This window comes from Desulfovibrio intestinalis, from assembly GCF_014202345.1.
GTDB classification, from domain to species: Bacteria; Desulfobacterota; Desulfovibrionia; order Desulfovibrionales; family Desulfovibrionaceae; genus Desulfovibrio; species Desulfovibrio intestinalis.
In genome coordinates this window covers 282118-302544 of the sequence record NZ_JACHGO010000003.1, presented here as the reverse complement: position 1 = coordinate 302544, position 20427 = coordinate 282118, and the positions used below count along the sequence as shown (strand labels likewise).

The window sequence follows — 20427 nt, the reverse complement described above, 5'->3', positions numbered from 1 at the left end:
GCTTTGTCCTGTAAGGCTGAAGCGGCAAGCCGCTTCTTTACGGAGCGTGTCTGGCTTCAGGCGGCGGCGTGCCCCCGGTGGACGGCGGTTGCCCTTGCCCGTTACCGCCAGCTCCGGCTGGCATGGCCGCCCCCGCCGTTCCCGCAGTCCCCGCCAATTCAGCAGATTTGGCGGTCCCTGTGCTTCCGGCTGCGGCAGCGCTTCCGGCAAGCCCGGCGGCGCTTGAGCCTGACTCGGCAGTTGCGTTCACAGATTCCGCCCTGGGCGTTTCCACTGTGGCGGCAACACGCACGGCAGTGCCGTCGCGCAGGCGGTCCAGACCGTCCACTACCACCCTTGTGCCAGCTTCAAGGCCTTTATCTATAACAGTCAGACCACCAGAACTGACGCCGGGCGTGACCAGACACAACTGTGCCTCATCCTGCCCATTTTCGCCCTGGCGAACCACATAAACATAAGACCCGCGCGTGCCCAGCTGCACGGCTGAAGCAGGCACTGTGACAGCCCCCGGCAAAATACGCACGAGCAACCGCGCGTTGACAAACTGATTGGGGTAAAGCGCGCCATCCTCGTTGGCAAAGCTGGCTTTGAGGCGCACGGTGCCCGTGGCGCTGTCTATCTGGTTGTCCAGCGAAAGAAGGTGTCCCACTGCAAGAAGGCGCTTCTGCTCCCTGTCCCACGCCTGCACCACCAGAGGGGGCGAACCGGGCAAAGATTCACTATGGCGCAGGGCCTGCACCACCAGCGGCACCTGGCTTTCGGGCAAGGTGAAAATGACGTCACATGGGCTGATTTCAGTAATACGCACAAGGCCGTTGGTGTCCGACGCCTTGATCATATTGCCCTCATCCACATTACGCAGGCCGAGCCGGCCACTGATAGGAGCGGTGATGCGGCTGTATTCCAGTTGCAGACGGGCCGAATCCACGGCGGCCTGATCAGCCCCGACGGTACCTTCATACTGCTTCACCAGCGCACGCTGCGTTTCATACTGCTGGGCCGCTATGTAGTTGCCCTGCGAAAGTTTGGCGTAACGCTCGAGATCTTTACGGGCGTTTCCGAGCTGGGCCTTGTCTTTGGCAAGGTTGCCCAAAGCCTGATCCAGGCTGGCCTGAAAAGGACGCGGATCAATCTCTGCCAGCAGGTCTCCGGCTTTCACACGCTGCCCCTCGGCAAAATGCAGGCGCTGCAGCTGACCGTCTACCCGGCTGGTTACAAGCACATCGCCAGAAGGCAATACAGTGCCGAGACCGTTAAGAAAATGCGGCACATCCTGAGCCAGAGCCGTGGCCACGCGCACTGGCGGAACATCCATGCTCATGCCGGGCCGTCCGCTTCCCTTGCCCAGCAGCTTCCAGCCCACCACAATAGCCAGCAGAACCAGAACCACCGCCACAAGTTTGCGGCGGTTCGAAAATATACTGGAAACAGGTCTAAATTGAGAACCTGACATTACACGTCTTCTCCTTGCGCTGCCGGGGGAAAAATGAGGCGAAAAACCGTTGTCTCTTCCGCTCCGGTATAGGCGGAGGGCAGCAGTTCAAGCTGCCAGCCAAGACGTTCGCAGGCTCGTTGCGCAAGGGAAAGCCCCAGCCCGTTGCCTGCGCCGTCCCGTCCGGCACTGAAATCAGTTTTATTATCGCGGCGCACTCCGCGCGCAAAAATATCAATATCGCGCGGGGCCCGCCCTTTGTTGCCTACCAGCAATTTGCCAGATTCCAGCATCACAAAGGCGCGGTCATTTTCCGTATACTTGCAGGCATTGTCCAGCAAATTTTTGAAAATGATTGTCGCCAGTTCCCTCTGAGTGCGCGCGGGCGCGTGAACAGGCATGGATGTCATCAGCGTCACAACAGGCCGCGTGAAAGCGTATGGCGCGGTGGATGGCCTTGGGGATGTCTTCCCGGATGCCTCAACGGTTACTTCTCGCAATGCCTCCACCGCTGGGGCAAAGGCTGAGGATTCGATGTTTTCCTGCGCAGGCGAAGCGTCGTTGCTCAGGATACGCGCCGTCATTTCCGACAGGCAGAGGGGCGCGTCAGCAGTATCGGGGGTACCAGTGGCATCAGGAATATCAGGGGCATCGGGGGTATCAGATCCCCCGGCTATTTTTGCATGGCGCACCAGCCCCTCGCGTTCCATTTCGCTAATAATATCCCGTAAAAGTACGGCACAGTCCAGAACCTGAAACAGTATTTCATCAGGGCGGCGGGCCAGCAGCAAAAGGGTACGCACCGTGTCGCTCATGCGGGATGTCGTGCGCAAAAGGCGGTTGACCACAGGCGCAAGTTCCTCGCCTTGAGGCAGGGTTTCCAGCCGCAGTTCCAATACTTCAAGCCCGCCTTGCATAACCGTCAACGGGGTGCGCAATTCGTGGCTCACATCGCCCGTAAAATGGCTTTCGCGCTGCACAAAACGCCAAAGGGCTTCTTCACGGGCGGCGATGGCGCGGGCCAGCACGCCCACTTCGTCATCCATATCTGTCATAGGAATGTCGGCGGGAGTGGAAAATGCGGCAATGCCCTGCCCGGCAGCCGATGCGCCCTGCGCTTCTGATTTTTCAGATTCTTCAGGACGCGTTGCCGCAGTGGCAGCGCCCACGCGGTGCATTCCCGCAGCAGGACGGCCTTCAACGGCCAGCGTGAGCCTGCGCAGGGGATCGGTAAGACGGCGGCTCAAAACCACTGCCAGAAGCACTGCCACGGCCAGACCAGCCAGTGCGCAGATCAGCAGGATGCCGTTGAGGCGGTCCTTGAGAGCCTGAAAGCCGCCTGTGCCGCCCCGCAGCATGTACTCCACGCCATCGCGGCGTTCCACAAGAACAAATTCGGCATCATTCTCAACAAAGTGCAAGCCGTCTGGCAGTTCACGCCATTGGGAAGGCACCTGTTTGCCCACCAGAAAGGTCCAGTGCATGGCAGTTGCCAAATCTTCGCCGTAGTACAGCTGGTCTCGCCCGCTGTCTTCAGCCTCCCATGCGCGCTTTTCAGCTTCAATAAGGGTTTCCATCACTGGCCGCGCGTGCCAGCCCACCAGATAGGTACCCAGATAATCAAAGGAAAGATGGCCCACAACACCAAGGGCAGTTCCCATGCCCAGAGCCAGAAACACAAAAGCCACCAGTATGCGGCGCGCAAAAACTGTGCGGCTGCGGGCTGGCGGCGTGGCTGAACAAGGTGCCGTGGCAGAAAATTTAGATGAAGTTGCCGACGAAGACGGCGATGGGGGAGCCATCAGGCATCCTCCCCATCAGAGTTGGCGCTGGCCTGCCGGGCGTCGCCTGACGGCGTGCTATTTTCCGCAGTACAGTTCGCGCCGCCGTCGGCAGGATCCGGGCTCAGGCGGTAGCCCACATGGGGCACAGTGTGCAACAGGGGCAATACAAAAGGCTTGTCCAGCTCGCGCCGCAGCTCATGAATATGGGTGCGCAGGGCGCTGCCTTCCGGCGGTTCGTCGCCCCACAGCAGATGCTCCAGATGCTGACGGCGCACCAAGCCCGGAGCAACGCGCAGCAATTCCTTTAAAATACGAAATCCCGTCGGGCTCAATCGCAAACGGCGCCCCTGGCGCTCGGCCCAGTGCTCTTCTTCGTTAAGGACGAGATCAGCGCAGGTCCACAGGCCTTTGCCTTCTGTGCCCGAACCGCTCTGCATGCGGACCCGCCGCAACAAGGCCCGGATACGGGCTTCCAGTTCCTTGAAGGCGAATGGTTTTACCAGATAATCGTCGGCCCCGGCCTCAAGCCCCGTTACCCTGTCGGCCACAGTATCCCGCGCCGTGAGCATGATGATGGGCGTGACACTCCTGTGTTCTTCGCGCAGGCTGCGGCACAGGCTTATGCCATCCAGACCCGGCAGCATGACATCCAGCACTATGCAGTCAAAGTCGTGCTCAAGGGCCATCTGAAGTCCGGCTTTGCCGTTACGGGCGCAATCCAGCGTGTAACCCAGCGGTTCAAGATACGCATACAGATTGGCGAGGATGTCCTCGTTATCTTCCACAAGCAAAAGAGAGCGCGACATGATTACCGCCCGGACGTGTCCCGCGCGTCCACTGTGCCGATGATTGCCAGAGCGTCGACCTCAACTTCGTTGGGGCGCTTGCGGTTCCAGTCCACATGCCCGAGCAGGCGCACCTTGTCACGCGGTGTCACCGTGAGATGCCCGAACACTTCGTTCTTTATTTCCACCACCACTTTGCCGCTGTGATCCTCAAAAAGATAACGGTTTTTGCGGCGAGGCAGTTTTTCAAGAATATGCCCTTCCAGTACGCAAGGGGCATCGTCCTGCGCGCCCAGCACATCGGCGGCGCGAGTAACGGTTGACGCCACGCCCGGCCCTTCAAAGCCCGCAGCCGACGCGCGCGCGTCAGGAAAAAATCCTCCGGCAAAACCGAGGGCCAGAACCAGCAGCACTGCCAACACACGCATACGCATTCTCCACTCTGGCGCGGCCGGACGCATGCCCGGCCACGCCGCACAGTCAATTCAGAATTTCCAAAACTTTCACGTCAATTTTGGCGGGTTCCATCAGGTCCTTGTCGACCTTGCCGGAAAGCTTCACCGTGCTTTCGGGAGTGACGGTGCGGCCCACAAAAACCTTTTTATCTATATCCACCGTCATTTCACCCGTGGCGTCTTTGAAAATATATTTATCGTCGCTGCCAGCCTTGCGGCCAGTGATGCTGCCTGTGAGCAGTACCGGAGTGTCGTCCTTGCTGTCCAGCGCCTGTTTTACAGTGGTGACTTCAACCCCCACGGTGGGGCCTTTGAAGCCGCCATCAGAAGATCCTGGCCCATGAAAGGCCGCCTGGGCTGGCATGGCCAGAAGGGCCAGCAACAGCAGTAAAAGTGCTATGCGCATGGTGTTCTCCTGTATATTTTGCTTCCGCCTTTCTGAATGTTTTCAGCCTCAAAGGCCTGATGGCGGTAGCTGTTACGATAATTTCCGGCGGCAGAGCATTTGCCTATGAAAAAGTTTGAATGCTCTACCTCGGCACGAGAGTGCAGTATGCGCTGTGTTGCGGCAGCGATGGCCTGCAACGCTTGGTGGCTGTATTGCCGGAATCCACCGGGCAGATCTGCCGCTGATTTTCGCCCCAGCGGCCCGTGTATGACCGGAAGCCCCGGCAGGCCGCCTTGTTTGAACGGTTCTTCAGCGCAAATTTTTTGAAGGCGTGTATAGGCAGTATTTTAATGCCAGGCGGCTCTGAAACCTTCACGGCAACCACAAATAAGTGGATTCTGTCTTTGCATGCCCTGCGGTTTATGGCGGACCGCAGGGCAGGAGGCATCCCGCCCGCCACGGGACAGATATATCAAACTACTTCACAAGGTGCAGAGCCCTGACACCCACAACAGGAGCCTTGCCTTGCTTGGCCTTGACTTTGCCCATAAGACGCACCTTCATATCAGGGGTCAGTTCCGTACCCTTGAGGGTTTTTGTGCCAATAACCACGGTCATGCGGCCAGTGCCGTCGTCCACAACGTAGTGGTTCTTTTTGCCGTCGACCTTTTCCACAATATTGCCCACAATCATGACGGGGCTTTTATCAGGAGCTTTCAGAGCTTTGGCAACGGTATCCACCTCATGAAGATTTGTCATCCCCTGCCCCTTTTCGTGCTGGGGCTTGGCCTTGTGCGGCGCGGGAGAGGCTATGCTCTGGGATTCTCCAGCGGGAGCGGCCTTTTCTGCGGCATGGGCGGGAATAGCCAGAGCGGCAGCCATAATCAAAACGAGAAGATAACGCATGATTCCTCCAAAAATTTTATTTAATAAGCGCTGGGGCGCGTACCGCGCCTCGCAAGAAGAATCTGCGCTTCGGGGTGTCAGCAAAGCGTTAAGAAGAAAAATATCCCGTCCCTGGCGGATATCCGGCGATAAATGCTCCACTGCAATCTGCGGCATACAAGGCATTGCGAGCACGTCTCTTCTTGTGAACGCGGCCCAAAGCTGCTATACTTGACGATATGAAAGAGCTTGATCCGCACACGATCCGCCCCTGCCTGGCCTGTGGCGGCACTAATGTTCATTTGGAATCCCTGTTGCCGCCAGGAAGACGACAGGAAGTCTGGCGCGTAGTCTGCTCATGCGGACAGACTTCACAGCAGTGGTCGGTTTCGCAAGCTGCAGCCATCCGTGCCTGGAACCGTAACCTGGCAAATAGTAACGAGCAGGACGCCAGCCCGGCGCCAGAGGCCCCCCCGAGACCTTCGCTCAAAAACTAGAGCCTTCTGACGTTGAAATACTTCATATTTCAACGTTGCCACTCTGCCGGAAAATACGTTTTCGGCAGAATTCACAGCGTGTTACGGCACGCTGCTCTCGGGTTCGGCGCTTGGCATTTGAGCTTTTTTAAGGCTAAATACTCAAACCGTGCCGCCACAAGACGAGCTTTCTATTATATCAAGGCGAGCAAGCTTTTTATGTGGAAGTGTATTTTTACGATACTCGACCCAAATAAAAAGAAAGTTCACCGCTGAAATACCAGAAAAAACGCTTGCTCCTTCCTGCCTAGTCCAACTCCCGTCCAACCCACACGGCGCGCCCGATAACGCGCACAAGGTCTGCCAGTTGCTCGCCGGTATCAGCCTCTATGGGCGCATAATCCGGGTTGAAGCTGGTAAGAATAAGCCTGCCCGGTCTGGCGTTGACAACTTTAAGATACACCATATCCTCCACGCCCACAGCGTATATGCGCCCCGGCACAGGATCGCGCTGCCCCTGATCTATCAGCACCACGTCATTGTGCATGATCTGCGGCTGCATGCTGTCGCCAGAAACACGCAAAAGCACCATCTGCGAAGGGTTGCCCTTGCGGTGCAAGAAATCCCAGCGAAAGGCGTAGTGCCGCAACACTTCCCCGCCAGTTTCAAAACTTCCCGTTCCAGCGGAAAGCCTGGCCTCCACCATAGGCACCATAACAAGCCTGGCTTCGCCTTCCCCCAGATTGCCGCCGCCTTCCGCCTCCTTACCTGACAAAAGCCAGTCGAGAGAGCAATCCAGCACATCAGCAAGGCGCACCGCAAATTCGCCCTTGGGCATCTGCCCCTTTTCATACTGCTGAATGGTAGTAAGGCTTACCCCCACCCTGCTGGCAAGATCCTGCTTGTGTATGCCCAGTTTCTCACGCTGCTGGCGCAGCCGCTGCGCAAAAGCTTTGGCCAAGCTCGCCCTTGTTGTTGTTTTCATGTCGCGTCCATCGGCAGTACTTACCGGTTTAAAACTTTTCTTTTAAATCCAGACCCCTAAAAAGGGGTTTTATTCACCCTTTCTGACTATATTCGCCATTATCTTTTTTTACAAGCTTTTCTTTTTACAAACTCTTATAATCACACTAATAGCCTACGTTTTACAGTATAATTTTCTAAAAATTTCATTGAAATACTTATGATTAAATCTTTTCTTTCAATAAAAAACTTTTCCCTTGATTCAAGAAATAAAACATTATAAATCCTCCAATACGCCCCGACACATCATATTCATTTCAGGGAGCATAGCATGTCCGAACTTCACAATACTATCGATAACTTAAGCGCTGTGCTGGATATCTTGCAACATACGGCCCATCCAGACCAAAAACCTGTGCTCCGTCTGATGGGCGACCACCTGCGTCTTCTTGCTCGCTGCATAGACGACCCCGCTGTTAATCTGCCTCATATACCGTCGGCCACATCGCCACAAAACGCATGCCAGGCCACAGCAGAACTTGCAGGCATGCCTGCGCCTGCCGGAATCGCACAGGGCATTCAGGAGATTCGTCATGTGCGCCAATAGTTCCACGCAGGCGGGCATTGGCCGCATACGCGCCGCCGCCCGCACGGCCAGCGCAACGCGCAGGCCCCTGCTTGCCGAAAAACCGAGCTCTTCCGCAAATGGGCGGCACTCCTGGGGGCAGGCCATGCAAAAGGCGGAACAGAAAAAACGCTGGCAACAATTGCTGGAGCATTTGCCAGAAAATATACGGCAGCTCTGGCATGCGCTGGGCGGGCACGAAAAGGGGCAATTGGAAGACCTTTGGCGACTGTTTGAAGCCTATGGTGGCCAGACCCTACGTGTGCCCGCAGCCGTACCCGCGGAACGGCACCACCCCCTGCTGCGCCGCTTGGGAAAACGCTGCGCAGGTAAGCTGGTGGCAGCCTTCGGTGGGACACCTGTTTACGTTCCACGCTGTACTTCCATTCTCACCAAGTTGCGCCAGCAAGAAATTATCGAAACCTTTTCACGCCATACCGCGCGCGGTACCAGCAGTACAGCAGCCGTAGCCAGTCTGGCCCGACGGCACGGACTGTCTGACCGTCAAGTATGGAAAATACTCAAAAAAACCACATCAGCTCCATCGCAAGGCTACCTGCTGCAAGAGCTCAGGGATATTGGCCCGCACAAAAGTAACCAGCATAACTACATGTAATACAATACAAAATATACAAATTACACAAGCAGAAAAACTTTTATGCCCGCGAAATAGCGGGCTTTTTTATTTCAATTTTCGCCTGCGAAGGGGCTCTCAGCAGCGCTGACCCCCGCCATACAAGGAAATAGCGGTGCTGAACCCGTTCAGTCTTACCGCAAGCGCTCTTTTTGGCATGTTGTACCCACGCCGCCAATGACGACGGCGCAACGCTTTCAGCAGCCAGACCGGGAGACCATGCCATGACCGCATTTTTTCAAAAAGCTCACGACTTCACCGCCCGCTGGGAAGGCGGCCTTTCTGACCATCCCGCTGATCCCGGCGGTCTGACAAAATACGGCGTGTCGCTACGCTGGGTGCAGGATCTGGCCCGTCAGGCGCGTGAAGACTGCCTGCACCAGGCCCGCAGCTGTGACGGTTGCACCGACGCGCGTACCTCCAAGTGCGGCTACCACAGCCTTGATATGGATATGGACGGTGACGTGGATGGCGATGACATCCGCGCCTGCACCAAGGCTCAGGCCGCCGCCCTGTTCAAAAAACATTTCTGGGACAAACTCGGCTGCTCCGGCTTGCCGCTGCCGCTGGCCGTGACCCTTTATGACGCGGCTGTGAATATGGGGCCGGCGCGGGCAGTGCGCCAGATGCAGAGGGCCATGAATACTGTGGGCGACGCGGAACTGGATGCCTACGCCGCCATTGCCGAAGACGGCGTTATAGGCCCCCGCACGGCTCAACTGGCAGAAGCGCTGGAACAAGGCGGCAAGCACTGGTTTGCAGCGCGCCAAACACTGCGCCTGCGCGACACATTTTATCGCGACCTCGCCGCGCGCAGACCCTCGATGCAGGTTTTTCTTGCGGGCTGGCGCAACCGGGTCAAGGCCATGAACCAATACCTCGCGGAACTTGAAAGGGAGGACAGCTGATGTGGATGCTGCTTGGCAAACTGTTTGGCGGGCTTTCCGGGTTGGCAGACAGATTCGTGCCCGACCGCAATCGGCAAAACGAGGCCCAGAGCCGTATCAATGAAGCGGAAGTTTCGGGCGCGCCCGCCAGCCGCATGCGTTTGTGGCGTTCCTTTCTTGGCTGGGTGCTGGCCCTGCTGTTTTGCTGGGAAGTTGTGGGCCGACTGGTCATTGTGCCGCTGTTCTTCGCCCAATGGGCCAAAAACCTGCCGCCTTCGGCTCTGGATCAGGTGATGACTCTGCTTCTGGGCATGCTGGGGCTGGGATTCTGACTGCAGTACCCTGCAGCCTTTATGGAGATATGTATGACAATGGACATTTTTTCTTCATCCGGCGCATCTCTGCTGGTGCTTGGCGTTCAGGGACTTTTTGCCTGGGCGCTCTGGAGCCTGCGCCGCGCTTTTGTGCGTCAGGACGACTACCTGCTGCATGTGCAGCGTGACGCCCGGCGTGATGCAGCCACCTGCCGCCGTCTCGGCGCTCTGGAAGAAACTCTGCGCCTTACGCCGGGCAATGCCGACCTGGCTGGTCTGCACAACGAACTTTCTACTTTGCGGGGTGAAATACAGGCGTTGAATGTTCGCATTTCCGGCCTGGACCGCCTTTTGGAAAGGCTGGAGCACGGCTTGGAGCGGCAGGAAGACCGCCTGCACCTCATCCCGCCCGTCAGCCAGAACACCTTTTTGCGCAAATCCGGCCTTGCCGCAGATGGAGAAAACCACTGATGCCTCCGGTGTCCCCACGCAACAGAAAGAGCAAAAAAAGCGCTCGCCTGCTGGACAGTCTGGAGCAACGCCTTGACCTGCTCACAAGCACCCTTGGCGAGGCTGAAGTTGCCGGAAAAAGCATAGACATCGTCAAGGAAATAAAAGAGCTGCACGCCATTTTACGCTCCTTGCGTGAAGAAGATGCGCCCGAAGCGCCGCCGAAAATTATGGTGGTATGGGGCGGGCCCGCCAGCTCGTCGTCGGGCAAAGGCACGCATCTGGAAAAAAATGTGGCGTCCTGACGGGCAATCCCGCCGCCTGTCAGACAACCGTGCAGTTCATTTTGATGTACTCCTGGCGGATGTGTAAGCAGCCCCCGGAGTAGAGGCCAAGCGCTATCTATTGGCCCCGCTATGCGCAGCAGTGCGCCGCAAGGAACGGGATTCAAACTTTAAGCATCCATATTTTCAAGGATAATTAGCTCAAGATCACGCAGGAGGCTTCACGCACATGCCGCATGTCATTCCCTACAGCCCACGCCCCCTGCAATGGCAGTTTCACGAAGAACGCAAGCGCTTTTGCGTGCTGCTCTGCCACAGGCGCTTCGGCAAAACCGTGGCTGCGGTCAACGACCTCATCAGGCAAGCGCTGATTTCTGGCCGTGAAGACTGGCGGGCAGCCTATGCCGCGCCCTTTCAGGGGCAGGCCAAGGCTGTGGCCTGGGATTACTGCAAGCGTTTTGCCGGGGTCATACCAGGTTCGCGCTTCCTGGAAAGCGAGCTCGTGTGCATTCTGCCCACCGGGGGCCGCATACGCCTGCTGGGCACTGAAAATGCCCCGGCCCTGCGTGGCCTGTATCTGGATGATCTTGTGCTGGACGAACCAGCCGACATGCCGCGTCAGGTCTGGACGCAGGTTTTCCGGCCCATGCTGGCTGACCGTTTGGGCCGGGCGTTGTTTTGCGGCACGCCGCAAGGCACAGACAACCTTCTCTACGATGTCTGGCAGCAGGCCGGGGCCGACACGGAGGGATTATGGTCCCGCTTCCGGTTTCCCGCCTCGCAAACGGGCTATCTGCCTCAAAGTGAACTGGCGGCGGCGCGGCTCAGTATGGATGAAGCCGAATATCAGCAGGAATTTGAGTGCTCCTTTGCCGCCGCCGTACGCGGTTCCTACTACGCACCTTTAATGGATACGGCAGATCGTGAGGGCCGTATAATTCCCCTCCCCCATGCGCCGGAACTCCCCGTGCATACGGCCTGGGATCTGGGCATGGATGACGCCACGTCCATCTGGTTTTTTCAGGTGGAGCCTTCAGGGCACTGGCGGTTTGTGGACTACTACGAAGCCTCGGGCGAAGGGCTTGCCCACTATGCGCATGTTCTGGCCCAGAAAGCGCGTCCCGCCGGGCAGCCCGCCCTTGAAGGAACATCAGAGGGTGGCATTGCTGGCCGGGGCTTTACCTACGGCACGCATCTGGCCCCGCACGATATCCGGGTGCGGGAACTGGGTACAGGCCAAAGCCGATGGGAAAGCGCGGCCCAGCTTGGCATCCGCTTTACCCTGGCCCCGGCGTTGAGTCTGGCAGACGGCATTGACGCCGTGCGCCGCCGCCTGCCCCGTTGCTGGTTTGACGCCAGCTTTTGCGCCGCAGGCATCAAGGCCCTGCGGGCATACAGACGGCAGTGGAGGCCAGGGCAACAGGCTGCTGGTTCCGGCCCTCTGCACGACTGGACCAGCCACGCGGCAGACGCCCTGCGTTATGCGGCCACGGGCTTTCGCCCGCCGCAGGACACACAAGGCGGCCAACGCCGCGCCAAAACCCATTATGATGTCTTTGGAGGCTCCTGATGCTTTTTCACTACGCACCTGCCGTCAGCCGGGCCACACGGGACGCCATTTTTTTACGCATGCAGGCAGAAGGCCTGCTGGGTTGCGCCATGAGCGCATTCAACGCGCCCACGCTGGCTGATTGGCGGCGCATTACCTCTCCGCGCCGCGGCTTGCTGCTCTGCTGCTATGCCGCTGACAATACTACCGACAACGAAGCCATGCTGAGTTGCGCCCTTTTTACGCCCCGCCGGGGCAAGGTTTGGGAATTCGACTGCACCACGTTCCGCACGGCCGCGCGGCTGGCCGTCCACATGGCTTACGGTGGTCTGGCCTGGGCATTCGCCCATCTGGACTGTGCCGCCATTGCTGGTTTGTGCCCTGCGCCCAACCGTCACGCATGGCGTCTGGCCGAGGCCTGTGGTTTTCGCGTCATGGGCCGCTTGCCGCAAGCCTGCTGGCATGCGCGCAAACAACGTCATGTGGACGGTGTGATGGTGCTCTGCACGCCACAAGATCTGGCTGAACGCGCAGACGCTTAAATATCAGCGCATACACGCTGCCTACGCGCAGCGCGCCAATAAATCTTACACAAGCAACAACCAAGGAGTCCGTTATGGGATTTGGTGGAGGCTACAGTTCCCCCAGTGTTCCTGAGGTAACACCCGTTCCCAAGCAGGAGGTGCAAAAACCTGTTACCGAGGCAGCCACCGCCGCCCGGCAGGCCCAAAAAGACAAGGCCAGCAAGGCCGCAGGCATTGGCGCTTCGGTCTACACCAGCCCGCTCAACCAGACGGACGGCGTGCGCAAAACCCTGTTGGGGCAATAGGCATGCTGCGCCCGTCACACAGCACAACAATGCCGCCGCCTCAGGCTGGGGACGCCAATGACTGCACCGATAATGCACGAGAGTACCCGGCCATCCGTGCAGATGTGCCAGCCTTGGCCCGAAGGTATCAGGCGCTCATGCGCCGCCGCGCTCCCTGGGACACGGCGTGGCAAAGCCTTGCCGACCACTTTTTGCCCACACGCTGCCGTTTGCGCCAGCAAGGGCAGGAAGATCAGGAAGGCCCCATGCTCAACAGCGGTCTTGTGGACGCAACGGGCATACTTGCCATGCGCACGCTGGCCGCAGGGCTTCAAGGCGGCCTAACCAGCCCGGCCCGGCCCTGGTTTCGGCTGGGGCTGGACGACGCGGATCTGGCCCGCAGCCGCCCCGGACAGGCTTGGCTAGACGAAGTGGCCGCGCGCATGCGGGCCGTTTTTCACCGCTGTAACTTTTACAATGCCATGCACACGCTCTACGCGGAACTGGCGACCTTTGGCACGGCCTTTACCTTTGAACTGGCCGATCCACAGCAGGGCTTTCGCTTTATGCCGCTCTGCGCTGGCGAATATGTGCTGGACTGCGACGCCAGCCGCAAGGTGGATACGGTTTTTCGCCGCTCAAACATGACGCTGCGCCAGATTGTGCAAACCTTTGGCCTGTCTGCCCTGCCGGAATCCCTGCGCGAGGCGGCCAGCCGCAATGCTGACGAACGGCGCAGCGTCATACAGGCCGTGTATCCCCGCATGGACTGCCAGCCCGGCATGCTCGCGGCCATGCACATGCCCGTGGCCTCTGTCTATTGGCTGGAAGGACGCGACGGCGGCGAACACCCCCTGAGGGAATCGGGCTTCAGGCATTTTCCCGGTTTTGGCCCGCGCTGGGATGTGGCGGGCAATGACGTTTACGGGCGCTCGCCAGCTATGGATGCCCTGCCCGACTGCCGCATGTTGCAGCAAATGGGCATCACCACGCTCAAGGCTATTCACAAGGCTGTGGACCCGCCCATGAGCGTTTCAGCGGGGTTGCGTTCCGTGGGGTTGGATCTCACCCCTGGCGGCATCAACTATGTGGACAACGCGCCGGGGCAGAGCCCGCAGGCGGCCACGCCGCTGCTTCAGGTAAATCCTGACCTGTCCACAGCGCGCCGGGCAATGGAATCTGTGCAGAATCAGATCAGGTCTGGCCTCTACAACGATCTTTTCAAACTCATTCTGGAGGGCAGAAGCGGCGTCACCGCAAGCGAAATCGCCGCCCGTGAGGAAGAAAAACTGGTGCTCATCGGCCCCGTGCTGGAACGCCTGCACGACGAACTCTTTATCCCTCTTGTGGACCGTACCTTTGAATGCATGCGCGAACTGGACATGCTGCCGCCCTGCCCGCCCGAACTGGCTGGCCGCCGCCTCAAGGTGGAATTCGTTTCACTGCTGGCACAGGCGCAAAAACTGGTGGGCGTAAGCGCTGCGGATCAATATCTGGCCCTGACCCTCAGAGCTTCTGCAGCCTGGCCCGAAGCTCTGGACACCCTTAATGTCGATCATTTGCTCGACAACTATGCCGACAGTCTCGGCCTGCCCGTAAGCCTCACCCGCTCCCCCGAAGAACGGGAACAGCTTCGCGCCGCCAGAGCGGAAGCCGCGCGTAATGTGGCTTTGACCGACACTATTAAACAGGGGGCAGATCTTGTGCAGCAGCTGGCCCAAAGTCCTCTTACTGACCCGCAGGGCAGGCAAGGCAGCGTGCTTGACGGTCTGGTGAACTTGCTGGGCCGCATGACAGGGGCGAACTCTGATGCAATGGGCCGTCAACAGACTGAAAACACTACTTCTTCTGGTCGTGCCTCGGATGACACCCGGCATAGCCAGCCGCAGGAGAAACCCTGATGGACATATTCGCGCCTTACGAACAGGCGCACAAACAGGAAGGAGAAGCACGTCAGCGTATGGAAGAAGCTGAACGGCAACTGCTCGATGCCGTCAGCAGCCTCATGTCCCAACGGCAGGGACGATTGTTTTTGCGCTGGCTTATCCACCACTGCCAGTGTTTCAGCGCCCAGAATCTTGCTGCCGGAAATTGCGGCCCGTCAGCTACAACTGACGCAGTACGCCTTGGCTTTGCCGAAGGCCGCCGCTATGTGGGCATGACCTTGCTGCATCTTGTGCAACGGTCTGACCCCGGCAACCTGCCACAACTGCTTCAGAACAGAGAGGATGAACATGACATCTGACACTTTCGGCACCGGGTTCAGTCAGGAAAGCGCCCCCCACAACGCAGCCCCGGCGGGCACTGCAACAGCATCAACCTCCTATCTTGGCGCTTCGGGCGGGTTCGGCAATTCGGGCAATTCTGTCAACGCTGGCGGCTCGTTCAGCTGGGGTGGTGCAAACGTCGCCGCCAACAGGGGCGCTACGGGGGGGCAAGCCAATGTGAACGCGCAGGGCGAGGCAAGCACCGCCGCAACGTCCGCCCAAAATATTGGCCCAAATAGCGGGCAGAATGCGGAACAGAACACGGGGCAGGAACTGCTGCACAACCAGATTGAACAGCATATGCGCCAGCAGGAAGCCGCCCGTCACACGCAGTGGCAAAAGCAGGTCAGCCAGTGGCGCGAAGAAGTGGCGCAAGACCCGCAGCTTGGCGGCACTCACATGGCCGCCAACGTGGCCCGCGCCCAGCTTGCTCTGGACCGTTTTGACCAGGGCAGGCACATAGGCCGTCTGCTGGAAGAAAGCGGCTATGGCAATCATCCCGAAGTGTTGCGCTTCTTCAGCCGGGTAGCTGACGCCTTGATGGAAGACAGTCTGGTGCGGGGCGAACCGGGCAACAACAGCATGCCCCCGCTCGAAGAGCGCATGTACGCTGGCTGGAGTTCGCGCAAATAGTCTGATCTGCCCCGCCTGAAAACCTGTGCTCTTTTAGAATAACCCCGCCTGCGCCAGCCCATTACGGGCAGTTCAGAGCACTCGGCGGGCAGCAATCATCACAATCCTGCTTCGTGCAGAAGTACCCTTGCTGAATATTCATCCTTTCAGCAGGCGCTCCACTACTGTTCTCTGTCGCACAGCTTTACCCTTATTACACATTCACCTTTCTACATACGAGGCATTCATGTCCAGCTCTGCAGGTCTTGTGGTTTCTCTGGCGGAAATGGAACAGTTTTACCGTGGCGACAAGGCTGGTCAGATCATCGAGCTGATGAACAAGACCAACGACATTATGGACGACGTGCTCTGGATGGAATCCAACCAGAGCGACGGGCATCTCACCCGCATTCGCACGGGGCTGCCTGAAGTTTACTGGCGCAGGCTCTATCAGGGCACCCCGCCATCCAAATCCCAGTGGGGGCAGGTCAAGGAAGGCTGCGGCATTCTTGAGGCCATTATGGAACTGGATGTGGAAGAGCTGCGCCTCTACGGCAGCCGCGACAAGGCTTTTCGCATGAGTGAAGGCGTGGCCTTTGCCGAGGCCATGCGTCAGAAAGTGGCCGCCACGCTTTTTTACGGCAACAGCAACATCAACCCCGACGAATTCAACGGTCTTTCCATGCGCTATCCCGCGCAGGACGCCAAAAACGTGCTGGACGCGGGCGGGCGTGACGAAGGCGGCTGCACGTCGCTCTGGCTTATCTCCTGGGGCGCTCAGGCCGTGCACGGCATTTACCCCAAGAGCAGCACGGGCGGACTTTCGCACGAAGATCTCAACACCTACATGGCCCAAGACCCCGATGGCCGCAAATATCAGGTGGTGGGCGACAAGTACAACTGGCGCTGCGGCCTGGCCGTGCGCGACTGGCGCGCCGTGGTGCGCGTTGCCAACCTGCCTTTGGCGGCCCTTGGCAAGCGCAAGGGCCAGAGCGGCTTTATTGACCTGCAAAAGCTGACCATTGAGGCCAAAAACCGCATGCCCCAGCACTTGCGCCAGAAGGCCGTGTGGTACGCCAATTCCGATGTGCTCACGGCTCTGGAACTGCAAAATTCTGACGCGGGCAACGTGCAGTTGCAGTACGGAGAATTCTTTGACTCCAAGGCGATTCCCATACTGCATGGCCGCCCCGTGCGCCAGTGCGATGCCGTGCTGGGCAACGAAGGTATTGTATAGAACAATTTGGTTTTGAAAATATTCAACTTCAAAAGTTAGGATTGGCCAACCTGAGCGATTGCCTGCGCAAAATCTGACAGCGCCATACCTTCAACAGTTACAGACGATGACGCTGTCTTGCGGATAGTGAAAGCAAAGCCTGCAACCCTGCTCTGCTCTGGACAACATTTTCTCAGGAAAGAGCCTCTGCCATTAGCTTGGCTGCTTGCACCAGATCGATGCAGGCAGGGGCTCCTTCCCAATCCGAAGCACCACAACTGAACAAGGAGCCCACATGGCCATTATTGATCGTAATTCCATTTTTTTTGAAGGCCCGCTTACCGCCAGTACCACGGGAACAGCCGTGGCTCTCAACGCGCTCAAGCTGCCGGGCCGTATGGAGCCCATGCCCCTGCGTCTCTCCGTGACGCAGGCTTTCAAGCCCGAAGAGGTGCAGTCCCTGACCATCGGCCTTGAAGAAGCCGATGCCGCAAGCGGCCCCTGGGCAGCCGTGCCCGGAGCCGCCGTCAGCGTGCCCAATACGGCGGAAAATCCTGCTCTGACTGCTGGAGCCCGTCCCTACCACCGCTTTTTGCCTCAGGGGGTACGCAAAAGCTGGCTGCGCCTGACGTTCACGCTCACCCCCGTGAGCGGCAAAAGCGTGACGCAGGGCCATATTTTTTCCGCGCTGCTGCGTGAGGAAGATTTGCCCTATGAAAAGGCGCTGATGGTCGGTTAGACCATCTTAACGTTCCCCAAACTGATCTGGCTGATCTGCCTTGGACAGACAGTACGTACCGTACATGCAAGCCTTCTTGTTTTTCCGCGAATAAGCCGGAAAGCTGTGCATCTCGCTATGGCTTGTAGAACTGCGCCCTGAGTTTTTTTGAACCTTGCCGCTAAAGCTCCGCGCGTGGCTTTCGCGCAGGCAAAATCCTCCGCATGCCTGCCCGTATTGCACAAAGAACCACTAATACCGCCACAATCTTGAACACGTTTTCTGCCTCCGGCTGCCTTGGCCGCCGGAGGCTTTTTCTTTTTATCACTCGATATGGAGGCGTCATGACCATCAGCCAGATAGACATCTGGAACCGCGCTCTCGGCTTTCTGGGCGCACGCAGCGTGGCATCTGAACGCGAAAGCACGCCCGAAGTTTTGCAGTGCCGCCTGTACTGGGATTCTGCCCGGCGTCAGGTGCTGCGGGATTTTCCGTGGAGCTTCGCCCAGCGCAGGGCGTGGCTGGCCTTGCAGGCACTGCCCCAGGGCTATGCGCCGGAATACCGCTTTGCCTACGCCCTGCCAGAAAATTGCCTCAAAGTGCATGAAGTGCGGCACGAGGGCATCTCTGCCCGGCCATTCTGCCTTGCGCTCAATGCGGCAGGCGACGGCTCGCTGCTTTTGACCAATGCCTCGCGCGCCTTGCTCCTGTACACCGAAGACGTGCGCAACAGCCGCCTGTTTGACGATCTTTTCGCCCACATGCTGGCCCGCAAGCTGGCCGCACTTGTTGCCGTGCCTCTGCTCAAGGGCAATGGGCAAAAAGCCGCTGAACTGGAACAGCTCTATACCGTCAGCCTGCCCCCGGCGCGTGAGGCCGCAGCTTCGGAACGCAGCGAAAAACCGGCGGAGGATTCCTGGCTTGCCACACGTTGAAACTGATGCATCAAAAACTGTGAGGATACATTAATGACCATGCCATATAGTCCCAGCCGGGCCGTCTATGAGGGCAACGACGCGGCCACGCGCTTTCCCTTCAGCTTCAAGGTGTGGGACGCGTCACAACTTGTGGTCACACTCACTTCCCCAGCAGGAGTAACCACCGGGGCCTCCGGCTGGACAGCGGATATTGGAGCGTCCGGCGGCGAAATCGTCTACCTGCACGATGCCGCCCCCCTGCCCGCTGGCTGGAAGCTGGCCATCACCCGCGACATGCCCTTCACGCAGGAGGTAAATCTGGTCAGCGCCTCGCGCTTTGACCCCCAGGTTATTGAAGATGCCCTGGATCAGGCAGCGGCTGAACGCCAGCAAACTATGGAAATGATGCGCCGCGCCGTCATCCTTCCAGCCACAAGTGACAAAACACCACAGGATGTTGTGCAGGACGTGTATGCCAGCCGGGATGCCTCAGTGGCCTCTGCCATACATTCGAAAAACGCAGCAGAGGAGTCTGCAACGCAAGCCAACAAATCTGAGGCCGAAGCGCACAGGGCTGCATCAGAAGCAGACAGGGCCGGGGCTGAAGCCAACCGTTCAAAATCCGAGGCTAACCGGGCTGAAAGTGCTGCCGAGGTTGCTGCAGATAAAGCTCACGAGGCTATGGCAAGCGAACTTGCCCGTGCCGCATCCGAGGCTGACAGAGCACGGGCAGAAGCCGACAGGGCGCAAAATATGAGTAATATCGGCCCAGCCACGGTTGATAAGCTTGGTTTTGTCAAGATTGGCGAAGGTATTGCCGCAGAGGATAATGGAACGATTTCTGTCACCCCCGTAGACTTCGCCTCTTCCGAAAAACCCGGCACCGTCAAACCGGGCCTGGGTTTAACCATTGCCGATGGCGGCGCGCTGAACGTTTCATACTGGGACGCTTTTCCGCCATGCGTGCCTGTTCCCGTATGGGGAGTAACTTTCGGGGGCAGCGACGGAAGACGGGCTATTATGCCCGGCGAAACGCAGGCAAGGGAAGACTGGATAAAGTGCGACGGTGGAACTGATGGGATTTCTGGGGTGGTGCCAAACTTAACTGGACGAGTTTTGCTTGGCACAGACACCGCGAACCCGGCGGGAGCGCTGGCCGGCACGTCCAAGCATACACACACAATCACGGGCAATGTAGACGCAACTACCATCTCAACCGCACAGATGCCCAGTCATGGGCACTATTACACGTACCCGCCGCATTACGGGCAAGAGAATCAGGCAAGTGGCGGTTCAGCCGGGAGACTGTTCAACAGCTTGGTTGGGGGTACCACAGGCGCCCAGGGCGACAGCGGAGGACATATCCACAGTATGTCTAATGCGTTAGCGTCCAATACATCTAACATGATGCCTTATTTCGCAATGGATTTTGTAATAAAGGTGGTATGAAATGCCTACAGTGACTGTTGTGCCTAGTGACAACCTGATTATGGTAGACGGCGTTCCGCTGGTGTTTGAATTTCCGCACCCAGTCAACCTTCATGCAATCCAGTGGATGATAAAAACAGGCTACATAGAGTGGGTTGACGACTACAACTGGCCGCTGTCAGCCGCCGACACTACAGCCTATGATGAGGAGGTGGCTCCCTACGTAGCCCTTTGGCAGGCAGAAAAAGAACGGTTGGAGCAAGAAGCCGCCACTCGTGCCGCCGAAGAGGTCGCAGCCGAAACTACCCGCCTTGCCGAATACAACTGTGTGGCCGCCAGAGCGTCACGGTTGCGTGAGCTGCGCGATGGCCGCCTTGCAGCCTCTGACAAATATTTGCTGGCAGACTACCCCATCACCTCGGAAGAGCTTGTGGTTATCAAGGCCTACCGCCAGCTTTTGCGCGATCTGCCCGCGCAGGAGGGCGCACCATTTGACGGCGGCGGGTCGTCCACTCCCTGGCCCGAAATGCCGCAAATATAACAGGAGCAC

General features: G+C 58.3%; 24 protein-coding genes. 17 read left to right on the top strand and 7 right to left on the bottom strand.

Translation table 11 applies throughout. The features are described 5' to 3' along the window. Positions 1 to 37: 37 nt before the first annotated feature. From HNQ38_RS06515 to HNQ38_RS06485, 7 genes are all read right to left on the bottom strand, one after another. On the bottom strand, positions 38 to 1453 hold the full coding sequence (locus tag HNQ38_RS06515) for an MdtA/MuxA family multidrug efflux RND transporter periplasmic adaptor subunit (RefSeq protein ID WP_246388024.1): 1416 nt from the start codon (positions 1451 to 1453) through the stop codon (positions 38 to 40). After that, positions 1453 to 3234 carry a sensor histidine kinase gene (locus HNQ38_RS06510; protein WP_183718625.1) on the bottom strand — a complete coding sequence of 594 codons (1782 nt, stop codon included), beginning with the start codon at positions 3232 to 3234 and terminating at the stop codon, positions 1453 to 1455. Before HNQ38_RS06510 ends, HNQ38_RS06515 begins: the two co-directional genes overlap by 1 nt. Further along, entirely contained in the window at positions 3234 to 4022 is a 789-nt protein-coding gene (locus HNQ38_RS06505) for a response regulator transcription factor (RefSeq protein WP_183718624.1), read from the bottom strand. The genes HNQ38_RS06510 and HNQ38_RS06505 overlap by 1 nt, the downstream gene beginning before the upstream one ends. Positions 4023 to 4024: 2 nt before the next feature. Beyond that, positions 4025 to 4429, bottom strand: coding sequence for a YgiW/YdeI family stress tolerance OB fold protein (locus tag HNQ38_RS06500; protein ID WP_183718622.1), 405 nt, complete (start codon positions 4427 to 4429; stop codon positions 4025 to 4027). A 52-nt stretch (positions 4430 to 4481) separates the two neighbouring features. Beyond that, the gene (locus HNQ38_RS06495) at positions 4482 to 4862 is read right to left on the bottom strand and encodes a NirD/YgiW/YdeI family stress tolerance protein (RefSeq protein WP_183718620.1); all 381 of its coding nucleotides are present in this window, start codon (positions 4860 to 4862) and stop codon (positions 4482 to 4484) included. Between the two features lie 459 nt (positions 4863 to 5321). Next, positions 5322 to 5750 carry a NirD/YgiW/YdeI family stress tolerance protein gene (locus HNQ38_RS06490; RefSeq protein WP_183718618.1) on the bottom strand — a complete coding sequence of 143 codons (429 nt, stop codon included), beginning with the start codon at positions 5748 to 5750 and terminating at the stop codon, positions 5322 to 5324. A 762-nt stretch (positions 5751 to 6512) separates the two neighbouring features. Next, positions 6513 to 7190: an XRE family transcriptional regulator gene (locus HNQ38_RS06485; protein WP_183718616.1), complete on the bottom strand. Its 678-nt coding sequence runs from the start codon at positions 7188 to 7190 to the stop codon at positions 6513 to 6515. Between the two features lie 309 nt (positions 7191 to 7499). Here HNQ38_RS06485 and HNQ38_RS06480 point away from each other — a divergent pair, with 309 nt between their 5' ends. The 17 genes from HNQ38_RS06480 to HNQ38_RS06400 all read left to right on the top strand — a co-directional run bounded on the left by HNQ38_RS06480 (position 7500) and on the right by HNQ38_RS06400 (position 20418). Further along, entirely contained in the window at positions 7500 to 7775 is a 276-nt protein-coding gene (locus tag HNQ38_RS06480; RefSeq protein ID WP_183718614.1) for a hypothetical protein, read from the top strand. Continuing rightward, on the top strand, positions 7762 to 8409 hold the full coding sequence (locus HNQ38_RS06475; protein WP_183718612.1) for a Mor transcription activator family protein: 648 nt from the start codon (positions 7762 to 7764) through the stop codon (positions 8407 to 8409). The genes HNQ38_RS06480 and HNQ38_RS06475 overlap by 14 nt, the downstream gene beginning before the upstream one ends. A 242-nt stretch (positions 8410 to 8651) precedes the next feature. Then, on the top strand, positions 8652 to 9335 hold the full coding sequence (locus HNQ38_RS06470) for a glycoside hydrolase family 108 protein (RefSeq protein ID WP_183718610.1): 684 nt from the start codon (positions 8652 to 8654) through the stop codon (positions 9333 to 9335). Next, on the top strand, positions 9335 to 9646 hold the full coding sequence (locus HNQ38_RS06465) for a 3TM-type holin (RefSeq protein ID WP_183718608.1): 312 nt from the start codon (positions 9335 to 9337) through the stop codon (positions 9644 to 9646). The genes HNQ38_RS06470 and HNQ38_RS06465 overlap by 1 nt, the downstream gene beginning before the upstream one ends. 33 nt (positions 9647 to 9679) lie before the next feature. After that, entirely contained in the window at positions 9680 to 10099 is a 420-nt protein-coding gene (locus tag HNQ38_RS06460; RefSeq protein WP_183718606.1) for a hypothetical protein, read from the top strand. Beyond that, positions 10099 to 10383 (top strand): hypothetical protein, encoded by a 285-nt coding sequence (locus HNQ38_RS06455; protein WP_183718604.1) that lies wholly within the window; start codon positions 10099 to 10101, stop codon positions 10381 to 10383. The genes HNQ38_RS06460 and HNQ38_RS06455 overlap by 1 nt, the downstream gene beginning before the upstream one ends. 208 nt (positions 10384 to 10591) lie before the next feature. Then, a complete protein-coding gene (locus HNQ38_RS06450) occupies positions 10592 to 11932 on the top strand; it encodes a terminase large subunit (RefSeq protein WP_183718602.1) in 1341 nt (446 codons plus the stop codon). Further along, the gene (locus HNQ38_RS06445; RefSeq protein WP_183718600.1) at positions 11932 to 12453 is read left to right on the top strand and encodes a GNAT family N-acetyltransferase; all 522 of its coding nucleotides are present in this window, start codon (positions 11932 to 11934) and stop codon (positions 12451 to 12453) included. The genes HNQ38_RS06450 and HNQ38_RS06445 overlap by 1 nt, the downstream gene beginning before the upstream one ends. Before the next feature lie 74 nt (positions 12454 to 12527). Continuing rightward, complete coding sequence (locus HNQ38_RS06440; RefSeq protein WP_183718598.1) at positions 12528 to 12740, top strand: hypothetical protein; 213 nt, start codon at positions 12528 to 12530, stop codon at positions 12738 to 12740. A gap of 2 nt (positions 12741 to 12742) precedes the next feature. Continuing rightward, positions 12743 to 14620 (top strand): portal protein, encoded by a 1878-nt coding sequence (locus HNQ38_RS06435; RefSeq protein ID WP_246388023.1) that lies wholly within the window; start codon positions 12743 to 12745, stop codon positions 14618 to 14620. Continuing rightward, positions 14620 to 14964 carry a Bbp19 family protein gene (locus HNQ38_RS06430; RefSeq protein WP_183718596.1) on the top strand — a complete coding sequence of 115 codons (345 nt, stop codon included), beginning with the start codon at positions 14620 to 14622 and terminating at the stop codon, positions 14962 to 14964. The genes HNQ38_RS06435 and HNQ38_RS06430 overlap by 1 nt, the downstream gene beginning before the upstream one ends. Then, positions 14954 to 15619 (top strand): hypothetical protein, encoded by a 666-nt coding sequence (locus tag HNQ38_RS06425; protein ID WP_183718594.1) that lies wholly within the window; start codon positions 14954 to 14956, stop codon positions 15617 to 15619. The genes HNQ38_RS06430 and HNQ38_RS06425 overlap by 11 nt, the downstream gene beginning before the upstream one ends. Before the next feature lie 226 nt (positions 15620 to 15845). Continuing rightward, the gene (locus tag HNQ38_RS06420; RefSeq protein ID WP_183718592.1) at positions 15846 to 16835 is read left to right on the top strand and encodes a major capsid protein; all 990 of its coding nucleotides are present in this window, start codon (positions 15846 to 15848) and stop codon (positions 16833 to 16835) included. A gap of 274 nt (positions 16836 to 17109) precedes the next feature. Continuing rightward, complete coding sequence (locus HNQ38_RS06415) at positions 17110 to 17553, top strand: hypothetical protein (protein ID WP_183718590.1); 444 nt, start codon at positions 17110 to 17112, stop codon at positions 17551 to 17553. Positions 17554 to 17876: 323 nt separating this feature from the next. Further along, complete coding sequence (locus tag HNQ38_RS06410; RefSeq protein ID WP_183718588.1) at positions 17877 to 18467, top strand: phage connector family protein; 591 nt, start codon at positions 17877 to 17879, stop codon at positions 18465 to 18467. A gap of 33 nt (positions 18468 to 18500) precedes the next feature. Next, positions 18501 to 19898 carry a hypothetical protein gene (locus HNQ38_RS06405; protein ID WP_183718586.1) on the top strand — a complete coding sequence of 466 codons (1398 nt, stop codon included), beginning with the start codon at positions 18501 to 18503 and terminating at the stop codon, positions 19896 to 19898. Between the two features lies 1 nt (position 19899). Then, positions 19900 to 20418, top strand: coding sequence for a tail fiber assembly protein (locus HNQ38_RS06400; protein ID WP_183718584.1), 519 nt, complete (start codon positions 19900 to 19902; stop codon positions 20416 to 20418). Positions 20419 to 20427 lie beyond the last annotated feature (9 nt).